This is a genomic window from Ruminococcus sp. RTP21484sp1_RTP21281st1_A8_RTP21281_210402 (assembly GCF_040914025.1).
Classification (GTDB): Bacteria; Bacillota; Clostridia; order Lachnospirales; family Lachnospiraceae; genus Blautia_A; species Blautia_A faecis.
In genome coordinates, this window is sequence record NZ_JBCPGE010000007.1 from 45,426 (window position 1) to 59,020 (window position 13,595).

Genomic DNA, 13,595 nt, shown 5'->3' on the forward strand with positions numbered 1-13,595 from the left:
TGCACAGAGCCTGTTTGAAACAGGATAATGATTCGTGGTTTTATATAAGAAAGGTTGAATAATTGAATGAATAGAACAGAATTTCTGGATACATTGAGAAGTCAGCTGTCCGGACAGATGCATGAGGGTAAGGTGGCGGCGCATGTGCGTTACTATGAAGATTATATTCAGTCACAGGTACGTAGTGGACGCGATGAGCAGCAGGTTCTTGATGAACTTGGAGATCCCAGGCTGATCGCCAGGACTTTGCTGGATACAGATGTGGATAACGGGCAGCTGGATTATGAGGAGTACAGCACCTATTCGGATGACGCACAGAATACCCAGAGCTCCAGCCGGAATCATGTACATGTATGGCGGTTTGATACCTGGTACAGCAAACTTCTGGGCGTGGTGATCCTGCTGATAGTCGTCTTTTTGCTGTTTCATATTCTGGTGGCAGTGATTCCGTTTTTTGCGGTACTGGCGTTGATTTTGTTTATTGTGTCACTGATAAAAAATCGGAATTAACATGATACTATGAACGTCACGAACGGCAGATGCGGGAGTGTCGCAGGCGCACAGCAGCTGATTTTCATATATAGAGATGTCGCCGATAGACGACATGTCCGTTTTGTAACAAAAAAATGTCGGACATGCTTTAGAGAATCATATGTTACTGTTCACTCCGTTCACAGTAACGCGCTTCGCGATGCACAGAAATCATGCATTCGCATGATTTCGCGCCGCAATTCTCGGGTTTTCTGTGAACTTTGTTCACAAAAAACGCCTCGCGGAACGTGACCAGTGAACAGTAACAATCATATTCAGCAAGGTTTCTTCTGAGCAGGAACGAGTTACAGTTTTGTTGAGATCGTGATATAAAGTATGGACATTATAGAATATATTCAGGGAAGGATTTAAATGAGCAGTATAACAATAGAAGAATTAAAAAAGTTACCAGCGGAGTCCTATCAGATCATTGATGTCCGCGACGAGATTGAGATTTCCCATGGCGCTGTTAAGGGGGCTTTGGCCTGTAAGCCAGAGGAAATCATGGAGAATCCGGAAGTGGATAAGACCAGAAAACTGGTTATTTGCTGCAGCCGCGGAATCAATAGTAAAGAAATCGCTAAGAAGCTCGAGGAAGAGGGGCTGGATGCAGTAAGCCTTGAGAAAGGGTACATTGCCTGGCTTATGGATGCCATGAAGAGTTCACAGGACGAAGATTTTGTGAAAAATGTGGAGATCAGTCTTCGCAAGAAATTTAAGAAAAAAATCTGGTCCAGGTTTACCAAGGCAATCAATACTTACGAGCTTGTGAAGCCGGGAGATAGGATTGCAGTCTGTATTTCCGGCGGCAAGGACTCTATGCTGATGGCAAAGTGCTTCCAGGAACTGAAGCTTCATAATAAATTTGATTTCGAGGTGAAATTTCTGGTTATGGATCCGGGCTACAGTCCGGCCAACCGTCAGGTAATCGAGGAAAACGCCAGAAGGTTAAATATTCCTATTCGTATTTTTGAGTCTGATATTTTTGAGTCTGTATTTAATGTGGAGAAATCTCCTTGTTATCTTTGCGCAAGAATGCGCCGCGGGCATCTCTATGCTTTTTCAAAAGAAATGGGTTGCAACAAGATTGCACTGGGTCACCACTATGATGATGTGATTGAGACCATTCTTATGGGCATGCTTTACGGTGCCCAGGTACAGACTATGATGCCCAAGCTTCACAGCACCAACTTTGAGGGAATGGAATTGATCCGTCCATTGTATCTGGTGCGGGAGGATGATATTAAGGCATGGCGTGACTACAATGATCTCCATTTTATTCAGTGTGCATGTAAATTTACAGATACCTGCACTACCTGCAATAACGAAAATCGCTCCAAACGTGTAGAAATCAAGGAACTGATCCGTGACCTGAAAAAGGTGAATCCGTTTGTAGAGGGCAACATTTTCAAGAGCGTAGAGAATGTAAATATTGATACAGTTGTGGGATATAAACAATATGGTGTGAGACATTCTTTCCTGGAAAATTATGATGGGGAGCCCGGTTCTGCCTCTGAGAATGCTGCTGATGCAGTAGAGTAACAGAGAGAAAATGTGGATTTTAGACCTGCACACTCGGATCTACATCCTACGCGATTGGTATAGTTATTTACGAAACGATGTATTAGTAAAAATATTGAGCCAAGGTCAATGCTGCATGTGACCTTGGCTCGTTTTTTGTCGGGGATGAAAAGAGAAGCGCTATAGATATATTGGAGTATTTATTTTCCGATTTTTCCGAGAAGCCATACACAAAGAATGATGAACAGAATGGCAGTAAAGATTCCTGCCATTCCTTTTGCCATGATTTCAAGTGCAATAATGATATTGGATGTATTCATAGATAAGACCCTCCTCATTATAAAAATTTTTTTATAAAAATTTTGTGACCAGGTTGATAACCATGCCGCCTGCGATTACAGAAGCAATCTGTCCGGACACGTTGGCACCGGCGGCCTGCATGAGAATTACATTTGTGGGATCTTCTTCCATGGCCATTTTCTGAACAACTCGGGAGGACATTGGAAATGCAGAAATTCCGGCACCGCCAATCATTGGGTTGATCTTTTTTTTCAGGAAAAGATTCATAAATTTTGCCAGGAGAACGCCGCCGATGGTGTCCATGACAAAAGCAAAAAGTCCAATCACCAGGATCAGTAAGGTCTCTTTTGTTACAAACTGGTCTGCACGCATGCTGAAGGAAATGGTGATTCCAAGAAGCAGGGTGATCAGATTTGCCAGAATATTCTGGGCTGTGTCGGACAGGGTGCCCAGGACACCGCATTCCCGGATCAGGTTGCCGAACATGAGAAATCCAACCAGCGCAACGGATTGAGGTGCTACCAGCCCCACGATTACAGTAACTATAATGGGAAAAGCAATCTTCATGGTTTTGGAAACGGATTTCGGATTATATTCCATGTGAATGCAGCGTTCCTTCTTTGTAGTGACAAGCCGGATGGCAAAGGGCTGTACAATTGGGACAAGTGCCATGTAGGAATAGGCGGCAACTGCAATGGCGCCGATATATCTGGAATTCAGGACCTGGGATACCAGAATGGAAGTAGGTCCGTCGGCAGCACCGATGATTCCGATAGAAGCAGCGTCTTTTAGGTCAAATCCAAGGATGGTGGACAGTAAAATTGCAGCAAAAATTCCAAGCTGTGCACCTGCGCCAAACAGGAACAAAGAGGGATTGGAAAGCAGGGGACCGAAGTCGATCATAGCGCCAATTCCGATGAAAAGTAAAATCGGCATGACTTCTGAGGCTTCAATTCCCACATGGAACAGCCATTCAATGACTCCGTTTGCCTGGATCCCGCCAGCCAGAGTCTGGTTTAAAACTCCGGAAAAAGGCAGGTTCACAAGTATGGCACCAAAGCCCATTGGCAGAAGCAGGGCTGGTTCAAATCCTTTTTTGATAGCCAGCCAGATCAGGGTGATTCCGACGGCAAACATTACAATTTGCTGCCAGGTTAATGCAAGGATTCCGTCTGTTAAAAATTCCATTTCATTTTCCTCCTTTTGGGTGTTTGAATGTAAGTGCTTAAATAGATAAAAATACTTGCATAATGTTAATATTGTTATAAAAATGAAAGCCTTGTAGGGAAGGCATTTTATAACCTGTTTTTGGGGTATAAAAAAAGACTTTTATTACAATACTGCATATCTGAAGATATGCGACTATTGTAATAAAAGTCTTGCCATTTCAATTTTCTGCGGGCGACAGATTCGTGGAACTGTCTACCGTTCTGACGCATGAAAATCCATATACAAAAATGCACTAAACCAGAAACAGTGCATTTGATATGCCAGCTACTCCCTTTTATTGAAGCGTGACTGCAAATGTATTTTGTTGTGGTAATTATAATTCGGCAAAGGTGGGAATGTCAACCCTGAATTATATAAAAGAAAGAATTTATTGGCCATTTGGTTACGGAACTGTTATCCGGAAACATTTTTCTTGTAAAAAATTTAGGGCAGGTATATGATTAAAAAACGAAATCAAAGTAAAATATACCTGTATGGTACAAGTGAAAAATATGAAACAAAGGAGTTACATCATGCTGTATTTTGAAAATGATTATTGCGAAGGTGCTCATGAGGCAATCTTAAAAAGATTAATGGAAACCAACCTGGAAAAGGTTCCGGGATATGGACAGGATCCTTTCTGTGACAAAGCGAAGGAAAAAATAAAAGAGGCGTGTGGCTGTCCGGATGGGGAGGTCTATTTTTTGGTAGGGGGTACCCAGACAAATGCAGTGGTGATCGCGTCCGTGCTGAATCGGTATGAAGGAGTGCTTTCCGCAGTTACCGGTCATGTAAATGCTCATGAAGCCGGAGCAATTGAATTTACCGGACATAAAGTTCTTCCCCTTCCCCAGAACAATGGTAAAATTTCTGCCGCAGATCTGAAAGATTATCTCCAGACCTACTACGCAGACGGAAGCTATGATCACATGGTTTTTCCAGGCATGGTTTATATTTCACATCCGACAGAATACGGAACTCTTTACACAAAGCAGGAACTGGCAGATATTTCCAGTGTATGCAGGGAATATGAGATCCCGCTATTCCTGGATGGAGCCAGACTGGGCTATGGACTGGTGGCAGAGACAGATGTGACTTTGAAAGATATTGCAAATTATACAGACGTATTTTATATCGGAGGAACCAAGGTTGGTGCCCTGTGCGGTGAAGCAGTCGTTTTTCCGAAGAAAGCACCGAAACATTTCTTTACTATGATCAAACAGCAGGGAGCGCTTCTTGCGAAAGGCAGACTGCTTGGAATTCAGTTTGATACTCTTTTCACAGGAAATTTGTACCTGGAAATCAGTAAAAATGCTATTGAAACCGCTGCAAAACTGAAAGCTGCATTAAAAGAGAAGGGCTATGAATTTTTCATTAATTCCCCAACCAATCAGATTTTTGTTATCCTGGAAAATAAGAAAATGGAGGAATTGGGCGAAAAAGTGAAGTTCAGCTTCTGGGAAAAATATGACGAGAATCATACTGTGATCCGCTTTGCAACAAGCTGGGCGACGAAGATGGAAGATATTGATGCACTGATTGATATTCTGTAGGGTGGCAATTGTCCCCGAAAAAATGCCTGGCACAAACAGCTGCGCATATTTTACAAAAAGCTTTTGGTAGAGATATTGACGCCCTTCTGGAAGCATATTATAATAAAAACAGGCTCTAAATAGTTTGAAATTTGGAGAAATAGCACAATATGCAGTAGAAAAGCTGTGTATTATATAACAACAACGGGAGGATTTTACACATGGGAGCAGCAGAAGCAAAGCAGGCAATCCTGGATAACAGGACAGCACTTGGAATCGAGTTCGGTTCCACAAGAATCAAGGCAGTTCTGGTAGATGGAAATAATGCACCAATCGCATCCGGCGGACACGAGTGGGAGAACCGCTATGAGAATGGTGTATGGACATACAGTCTGGAAGATATCTGGTCCGGTTTGCAGGACTGTTATCAGCAGATGGCAAAGGATGTAGAGGAGAAATATGGTGTGGAGCTGACAAGCGTTGGTGCTATTGGAATCAGTGCCATGATGCACGGCTACATGCCATTTGACAAAGAAGGAAATCTTCTGGTTCCGTTCAGAACCTGGAGAAATAATATTACGGGAGAGGCAAGCAGAAAACTGTCCGAACTTTTTCAGTATAATATTCCTCAGAGATGGAGTATCGCACATCTGTATCAGGCAATTTTAAAAGGCGAGCCTCACGTAAAAGATATTGATTATATTGCCACTCTGGAGGCATATGTACATTGGAAACTGACTGGAAAAAGAGTTCTTGGAATTGGCGATGTTGCAGGAATGTTCCCAGTGGACAGCACTACCAGGGATTACAATGAAAAAATGGTTCAGCAGTTTGATGAGCAGGTTGCTTCTTATGGGTTCCCATGGAAGCTTCGCGGCATTCTGCCGAAATGTCTTGTTGCGGGACAGGATGCTGGCTGCCTGACAGAAGAGGGAGCAAAGCTTCTTGATGTAACAGGCAGGCTGAAAGCCGGAATTCCTATGTGTCCGCCGGAAGGTGATGCTGGCACTGGAATGGTAGCTACCAACAGCGTTGCAAAGCGTACCGGAAATGTTTCCGCAGGTACTTCTGTATTTGCCTCTATTGTTTTGGAGAAGGAGTTATCTGCACCATATTCTGAAATTGATATGGTTGCGACTCCATCCGGACATCCGGTTGCAATGGCACACTCTAATAACTGTACTTCTGATCTGAATGCATGGGTAAATATTTTCCGTGAGTTTGCAGAAGCAATGGGTATGGAAGCTGATATGAACAAGCTTTTCGGAACCTTATACAACAAGGCTCTGGAGGGAGATGTGGACTGCGGCGGACTTTTGTCCTACTGCTATTTCTCCGGTGAGCATATGACTGGATTTACAGAAGGAAGACCACTGTTTGTACGTTCTCCAGAGAGCAAATTCAATCTTGCCAACTTTATGAGAACCAATCTTTATACCTGCCTTGGCGCTATGAGAGTTGGTCTTGACATCCTGTTTAAGAAAGAGGGGGTAAAGGTTGACCGTCTTCTTGGTCATGGCGGACTGTTTAAGACAAAAGGTGTTGGACAGCAGATCCTTGCAGATGCTGTAAATGCCCCGGTTTCTGTTATGGAGACTGCCGGTGAAGGCGGTGCATGGGGAATTGCAGTGCTCGCTTCCTATCTTGTAAACAAAGAGGAGAATGAAACCCTGGAAGACTTCCTGGATACCAAGGTATTTGCAGGAAATCAGGGAAGCACCCTGAATCCGGATCCGGAGGGTGTAGAAGGCTTTAATATGTTCATGGAAAGATATATGAAAGGCCTGCCAATCGAGCGCGCAGCTGTGGACTCCAAAATCTGGTAAGTGGCTTGGAATGAGGCGGAGATGCCTCAGATCATTCCTGCAATCTGCACGCGAAAAAAGTTCTGTGTAGTTATAAAACGAAATAAGTGAGAACGGATGGATTTTTCTCTCAGTTAAAAACGGAGACCTTTCTCATACCAGAATGTGAATTTTTTCAGGATACTGGTATGGGGAGGGTCTTTTATGTTATAATACTGAGCATTGACAGACAAACATGCTCCAGAGCCTGTTTGAAAAATAAAGGAGATACACATGGTTTTCAGCTCGATGCTCTTTCTATGGATCTTTCTGCCCTTAGTACTGGCAGCATATTATATAAGTCCCGGAAAAATCCGAAATGGAATCCTGGTATTTTTCAGTCTGCTTTTTTATGCATGGGGAGAGCCGCTTTATGTTTTCCTTATGCTGTTTTCCGTGGCGGTGAATTTTACCGGCGGAATTCTGATTGAAAAATATCAGACCAGGAAAAAAAAGATTCTTGTGGCAACTTTGATTATTAATCTGGGGTTGCTGGGATATTTCAAGTATTTTGGCACTCTGACAGAAGCCATAACCGGACTTTTTTCAGCAGATGGAACAGGAACCACTCTTTTTCAGGTGGCGCTTCCAATTGGAATTTCTTTTTATACTTTCCAGGCGTTGTCCTATGTGATCGATGTGTACAGGGGAGAGGTGCCGGCACAGCACAATTTCTGGCATATGCTTTTGTATATTTCCTTTTTCCCACAGCTGATCGCAGGACCTATTGTAAAATATCGCGACATTGCAGCTCAGATTACAGGAAGAAAAGAGACTATCCGAAAATTTGCAGCCGGGATAATGCGTTTTTGCTGGGGACTTGGGAAAAAGGTTCTTCTTGCCAATTCCTTTGCCCGTGTGGTGGATGAAATTTTTAAATATGGTCCATACGCGGTATCTAGGAAGGCTCTGTGGCTGGGCGCAATTCTTTACATGATGCAGATTTATTACGATTTTTCCGGATATTCCGATATGGCCATTGGTCTTGGAAAAATGTTCGGATTTGAATTCCAGGAGAATTTCAATTATCCTTATACAGCTGGTTCTGTGCAGGAATTCTGGCACAGATGGCATATTTCCCTGTCTTCCTGGTTTCGCGATTATGTCTATATTCCTTTGGGAGGAAATCGCAAAGGCGCGGCATGCACCTATCGAAACCTGCTTATCGTATTTTTCCTTACCGGAATGTGGCATGGGGCTGGAATAGCGTTTATCCTCTGGGGGCTTTATCATGGCCTTTTTCTTATACTGGAACGTGTGTGGCTTGGAAAAAAACTGGAAAAACTGCCTGGAATTTTGGGCTGGGGCTACACGGTGACCGCGGTGTTTTTTGGATGGATTCTGTTCCGTGCAGAAAATATTTCCCTGTTTTTTACTTATGTGAGAAATATGTTTGTGGCACATGGAGGAACCATTCTTCTTTCTGCATATCTTGACAGCAAAATGATCTTTCTGATCGTTATGGGGGTTTTATTTGCAGGAGTTTTGCAGAAGATATATGAGAAGGTCCGGGTACATTCCGCTGGAAAAATCCCTGCCAATGGAATGGTGACAGTTCCGAGAATGATCGCCTGTCTGGTGATTTTCTGGCTGAGTGTAGCGGCACTTGTAAATAACAGCTATAACCCGTTTATTTATTTCAGATTTTAACAGGAAGCATATGAGAAAACAGAAAATTCTGATCGTATTATTTGCAGGAAGTCTGGTTCTGCCAGGAGTGGTGTGGACTGGATTTTCCGGCAGATTTGATACGGAAAACAATGAAAACAGAAAACTGGCTGAATTTCCGGAGGTGAATCTGGAATCTCTGGGAGACTTCCCGGAGCAGTTTGAGGCGTATTATAAGGATCATGTGCCTTTCAAAAATGACCTGGTGAAGTTCTGCAACTTTATTGATACGGAATTTTTCCGCAATACAAAGATCGGGGATGTGGTGATCGGAGAAGATAACTGGCTGTTTTACCTGCCGGAAAGGGAGGGAGAAAATGCCATGGCAGATTACCAGAAAACCAATGTGTATACACTGGAACAAAGTGCGGAAATTGCATCCGGAATTGCAAAAGTACGGGACTGGTTCCTGAACAGGGGCGTGGAACAGTTCCATTACTACGTGGCTCCCAACAAAGAGACACTTTATTCGAAGTATATGCCGGAGAAGCCAAAGGTGATTGGAATCGGGGATTCCAGAATGGAGACTTTTGCAAAATATATGAAAGAAAATTCCGACGTGGAATTTGATTTTCTGGCAGATTATCTGAGGGAGTTTACTGAAAAATACCAGCTGTTCCGAAAATATGATACTCACATGAACAATTTAGGCGGATATATTACCAACGAGAAAATTGTACAGGATATGACAGGTGAAAGTCTGCCAATCGAAGATATTCAGGTTATGATCGGGACTAAGCCTTGCAGGGGGGATCTGTCCAGGATGATCGGGCGATATAAAGAGCTGGATGATGACAGGGAATATGGGTTGAAGTATTTTCATGATGGTATCCGTTACAAGGTGAAAAAAGAGGAGAGCGAAGGCGGCGAGGAGATCCTGAAAGTGTTTAAATCCAATTCGGATAATGAGAAAACTTTAATGGTGATCGGGGATTCTTTTCGACTCCGCCTTGAAAAATACATGCCCTATCGCTATCAGAAAACCATATTTGTGAGAATTGATGATTTTGACCAGGAGCTTTTGGATAAATATGAACCGGATGACGTGATTGTGATTACTGTTGAGCGTGACCAGAGGTATATGGAAAAACTGGATAGTTATATTATACAGGACAGTGGAGAGTAAATGGTACAATATGATATATCAGAGCCTGTCCGGAATTATAGGATTTGTTTGTGGGAAAAATTTTTGTTTTATTGGTCACAGATGGAACAGTAACCTTTTTTGTCACGGGAATCGTCAGAATATTTATGGGTTATTGACAATAAGTTCGGCAAATGCTATTCTGATATTAACTTGTTTTGTCAGATATGTCTATTATGGATCATTGTATGGTCTGTAGCGGATCATTGACAGAAACCGGCTGTTTTACTGGTAATGAGAGCAGTTGGGAATGTTACTAGAGCCTGTTTGAAAAATCATTCCCGCAATCTGCACGCCCCACTTTGCGGTATATTTTGCCCGAATTCGGTTGCCGTAGCCCGCTACGGCGCCCTCATCCGGACAAAATCTCCCACAAATTGTGACGCACATCTTGCAGAAAGCCTTTTTCAAACACGCTCTAGTGAACAGCAACGGAAAGATTGCAGAATCCGTAAGGATTTATACCAAAGGAGGATCTTATGAAGAGAAAGAAAATTACCGCAATTTTGTTAGCATCCCTTATGGGAATCAGTGCAGTACCGGCTACCACATGGGCAGCAGATTCTTACAAGGAAACTGAGAAAGCAGCCTTTGCCAAAATGATCGAGGAATTTGGTGCAGATTACGCAAAGAGCCTTTCTGAAATGGATACAGAAGAAGTTAAGGGAAATGCGGAAATAAAGGTCAGTCTGGAAGATGGTGGAAAAGCAATTCTGGGAATGCTTTCTCCTGTGGATATCTCCTGGCTGGCGGATGCTTCCATCAGTGGAAATGTAAGCATGTCTGATAAGTCCATGACTGAGTTTATGGATGTGAATGTAAATGGAACCAAGATCTGTACAATAGAATATTATTTTGATACAGAGAATTCTGAAATTTATATGAGAATTCCGGAGCTGAGTGATGGCTATATTAAAATGAACATGGAGCAGATGACTCAGGAAGCTGTGGAAGAGGCAGATCAGGAACTGGATTCTTCCTTTACCACGAGTCTTGATCTGGCAGATAGCATGAACAGTTATTTTTCCACTCTGGAGAACCTTCCGGAAGCAGACTTAGTGACATCTATTCTTACAAGATACACAGATATTATTTTTGATAATGTTGCAGATGCTGAGAATCCTGGAGCACAGGAAGCTGTTGCAGGAGATGTAAGTCAGGAGCTTAGCGTTCTGGAAGGACATGTTACACAGGCAGAGGCACTTCCAATGTTCCAGCAGATTCTGGATACAGCCAAGTCTGATGAAGAACTGAAGGGGCTTATTGAGACCTGGACAGAAGCCATGAATGATCCGGATTATACTTATGAGACTTTCCTGGAAGCAATCGAGGATATGGAGAAAGATCTGGATACAGAAGCTGATGAGACTGACGAGTCCGGATTTATTTTAAGGGCATGGGTTGACAGTGATGGAGAGGTTGTTGGACGCCAGTTCCTTCTGAATGATGATGAGCAGGAGGAAGAGCTTTTCGGATATCTGTGTACAGCGGATGGAGAGAAGAGAGGATTTTCCATGCAGCTGGGTTCCGGAGATGACAAGGTTGCCATTGAAGGAAGCGGTGAGCTGAATGGTGATCTGTTAAGCGGAACTTACACGCTTTCTTCCGGTGACGCAGATGCTGCTGTTATTGATGTTGCAGACTATGATACCAAGGCAGTACAGGACGGAATCTGGAAGGGAACTTACACAATTTCCGGAGCACCTGTGGAAGATGAAGATGGAAATTCCTATGATCCATTTGGTGGAATGCAGCTGATCTTTACAGCCGATGGTGCAGATGAGGACAGCATTGACTGGAATCTTGCTATTGCAGCAGGTGGTGCGACTCTTGGTTCAGTTTCTCTGACCGGCGGCAATGGCGGTGAGACACTTGCCGCAGTTGATGTTGCTTCTCTGACAGATGTTTATGATTTCAGTAATGATGATGAAGTTGAGGCTTATACAGCTTCCATGAATATGGATGCAATCACAGAGAATCTGACCAACGCAGGCATGCCTGAGGGATGGCTGGACGATGTGATCGCTGCTACAGGCGACAGTGATATTGAGAGTGCGGAGACAGATGGTGTTGCTGAGTCCGAAGAGCAGACAGATATGGCTGGAGATACACTGGATGACAGTGAGACACCGGCAGCTTAATCAGTAATTTATGCGAGCAGGCGACCGCATAATAATTACCTGCAGCAAGGCAAATACAGCGGGGCAGACGAAGTAATTTGTCTGCCCCGTAATTTTTTATAACCAGAAAGTAAAGGTTTAGTGAGTTCGGTGCATTACGGAGCGTGTAACTGTGAAGGTACTGAACCGTTACGATTTTCTTATTGAAATGAGGGGGAGAAGGAATTGAAAAAAAGAAGCTTTGGGATTATCTGTTTTTTGTTTTTGATATTTACCATGTGTTCCTCTTCGGTGTGGGCCGCTTCTTATGTGAAGGCTTCCAATACGACTGTGAGTATCACTTCGAAAAAGCATGGATGGGTGAAGCGGGGGAAAGACTATTATTTTTATAATTCCAAGGGAAAACTGCTTTGGGGAAAAATTACCTACAAAGGTCAGCGTTATTACAGCACAAAGAATGGCAAACGCTATACAGGCTGGCTGAAATCAGGCGGAAAACGGTATTATTATAACCGGAAGAATGGCATTATGTTCCGTAACCGCTGGGCTACTGGAACAAAATACTCTTATTATTTTAATAAGTCAGGTGTTGCAATTGCCAACCGCTGGCTAAGCTACGGAGGAAAGCGATATTATTTCCTTCCTAATTCCAGAATGGCAACAGGATGGCAGAAAATTGGTGAATATCGTTATTATTTTGATAAGAAAACAGGTGCTTTGTATACAAATGTGTGGGTGGGGAAATATTATGTAAATGATAGCGGGAGAAGAACAGGACAAACCAGACCGGATGTGAAGGTGAATGATAACCGCTATACATATAAAAGCAGCTCTCTTAATATTGATCTGCGCAGAAAATTCACACATAATGTTCCTTACTGGGTAGCGCTGATAAAGATCAAAAATTCCAGACAGCTGAAATCTGCTCTGTCTTATGGAAGCTATGGTGGTGCCAGACAGACTACCTCCGGTGCAGTTTCTGGTAATGGGGGTATTATCGGAGTGAATGGAAGTGCGTTTAGTTACCAGACAGGGCGGCCGTCACCTCTTGGAATGTGCATCAAGAATGGTGTGATTTATGGAAATTATGAGACCAGTTACAGTGTAATGGCTGTAAGGTATGATGGCACTATTTATACACCAAAGCAGGGATTGAAAGGCGAAGCTCTTCTGGAAGAGGGGGTAAAAGATACCTATAATTTTGGCCCAATCCTGATCAAAGATGGCCAGGCCCAGCCGGCCTGGTCAGAAACAGCCAAATATTATCCGAGAACTGCTGTGGGAATGGTGAAACCTGGCATTTATGTGCTTCTTGTCACCGACACTGGCAGTTACGCCGGCCTGAACCACTGGGATCTTGTTAATATCTTCAACAGCTATGGCTGTCAGTACGCTTACAACCTGGACGGCGGCGGCTCCGCCACATTGTATTACAATGGTCAGGTCATGAATAAGCTGATTAATAATTACGAGAGACCATGTGGGGATTTTCTTTATTTTACGAATTGATGTGTTGACAATGAAAAGCATTTAAGGATCATGTTGTTTGAACGACGGTAGTGTAAAACGAATTAAGAAAAAATTATCTCTTTTTTCCTTGGTGCTGACCAAGTATATTTTACTTACGGAAACCCCGTCAAGGCTGAATTTTACGGGCTTTCAGCCCGGCCTTGACAGGTTTTCCAACGTAAAATTAAGGTCACCTAAACCAAAGAAAGGGGAGGTA

At 43.2% G+C, this 13,595-nt stretch carries 11 protein-coding genes; 9 read left to right on the plus strand and 2 right to left on the minus strand.

Annotated elements, in window-relative coordinates; genetic code table 11:
- The first annotated feature begins 66 nt into the window (after positions 1-66).
- Both AB5170_RS04850 and AB5170_RS04855 read left to right on the plus strand, forming a co-directional pair.
- Positions 67-510, plus strand: a complete 444-nt coding sequence (locus AB5170_RS04850) for a DUF1700 domain-containing protein (protein ID WP_118581793.1) — start codon at positions 67-69, stop codon at positions 508-510.
- A 393-nt stretch (positions 511-903) separates the two neighbouring features.
- The gene (locus AB5170_RS04855; RefSeq protein ID WP_148461774.1) at positions 904-2,073 is read left to right on the plus strand and encodes an ATP-binding protein; all 1,170 of its coding nucleotides are present in this window, start codon (positions 904-906) and stop codon (positions 2,071-2,073) included.
- A 330-nt stretch (positions 2,074-2,403) separates the two neighbouring features.
- Here the strand turns inward: AB5170_RS04855 and AB5170_RS04860 are convergent, their stop codons facing one another.
- Positions 2,404-3,540, minus strand: coding sequence for a sodium ion-translocating decarboxylase subunit beta (locus tag AB5170_RS04860; RefSeq protein WP_195379502.1), 1,137 nt, complete (start codon positions 3,538-3,540; stop codon positions 2,404-2,406).
- Positions 3,541-4,094: 554 nt separating this feature from the next.
- Here AB5170_RS04860 and AB5170_RS04865 point away from each other — a divergent pair.
- From AB5170_RS04865 to AB5170_RS04880, 4 genes are all read left to right on the plus strand, one after another.
- On the plus strand, positions 4,095-5,114 hold the full coding sequence (locus AB5170_RS04865) for a low specificity L-threonine aldolase (RefSeq protein ID WP_368361491.1): 1,020 nt from the start codon (positions 4,095-4,097) through the stop codon (positions 5,112-5,114).
- A 200-nt stretch (positions 5,115-5,314) separates the two neighbouring features.
- The gene (locus AB5170_RS04870) at positions 5,315-6,919 is read left to right on the plus strand and encodes a xylulokinase (RefSeq protein ID WP_118581787.1); all 1,605 of its coding nucleotides are present in this window, start codon (positions 5,315-5,317) and stop codon (positions 6,917-6,919) included.
- A 252-nt stretch (positions 6,920-7,171) separates the two neighbouring features.
- Positions 7,172-8,587 (plus strand): MBOAT family protein, encoded by a 1,416-nt coding sequence (locus AB5170_RS04875; protein ID WP_368361490.1) that lies wholly within the window; start codon positions 7,172-7,174, stop codon positions 8,585-8,587.
- A 10-nt stretch (positions 8,588-8,597) separates the two neighbouring features.
- A complete protein-coding gene (locus AB5170_RS04880; RefSeq protein ID WP_368361489.1) occupies positions 8,598-9,731 on the plus strand; it encodes a hypothetical protein in 1,134 nt (377 codons plus the stop codon).
- A gap of 243 nt (positions 9,732-9,974) precedes the next feature.
- On the opposite strand, the gene AB5170_RS04885 is transcribed toward AB5170_RS04880, so the two are convergent.
- Positions 9,975-10,127 (minus strand): DUF6783 domain-containing protein, encoded by a 153-nt coding sequence (locus AB5170_RS04885; protein WP_308768401.1) that lies wholly within the window; start codon positions 10,125-10,127, stop codon positions 9,975-9,977.
- On the opposite strand from AB5170_RS04885, the gene AB5170_RS04890 reads away from it, so the two are divergent.
- From AB5170_RS04890 to AB5170_RS04900, 3 genes are all read left to right on the plus strand, one after another.
- Entirely contained in the window at positions 10,059-10,232 is a 174-nt protein-coding gene (locus AB5170_RS04890; RefSeq protein ID WP_308768402.1) for a DUF6783 domain-containing protein, read from the plus strand. The two genes, AB5170_RS04885 and AB5170_RS04890, sit on opposite strands and share 69 nt — an antisense overlap.
- Positions 10,229-11,890, plus strand: coding sequence for a hypothetical protein (locus AB5170_RS04895; RefSeq protein ID WP_173771189.1), 1,662 nt, complete (start codon positions 10,229-10,231; stop codon positions 11,888-11,890). Before AB5170_RS04890 ends, AB5170_RS04895 begins: the two co-directional genes overlap by 4 nt.
- Before the next feature lie 204 nt (positions 11,891-12,094).
- Positions 12,095-13,378 carry a phosphodiester glycosidase family protein gene (locus tag AB5170_RS04900; RefSeq protein WP_173734929.1) on the plus strand — a complete coding sequence of 428 codons (1,284 nt, stop codon included), beginning with the start codon at positions 12,095-12,097 and terminating at the stop codon, positions 13,376-13,378.
- Positions 13,379-13,595: the final 217 nt, after the last annotated feature.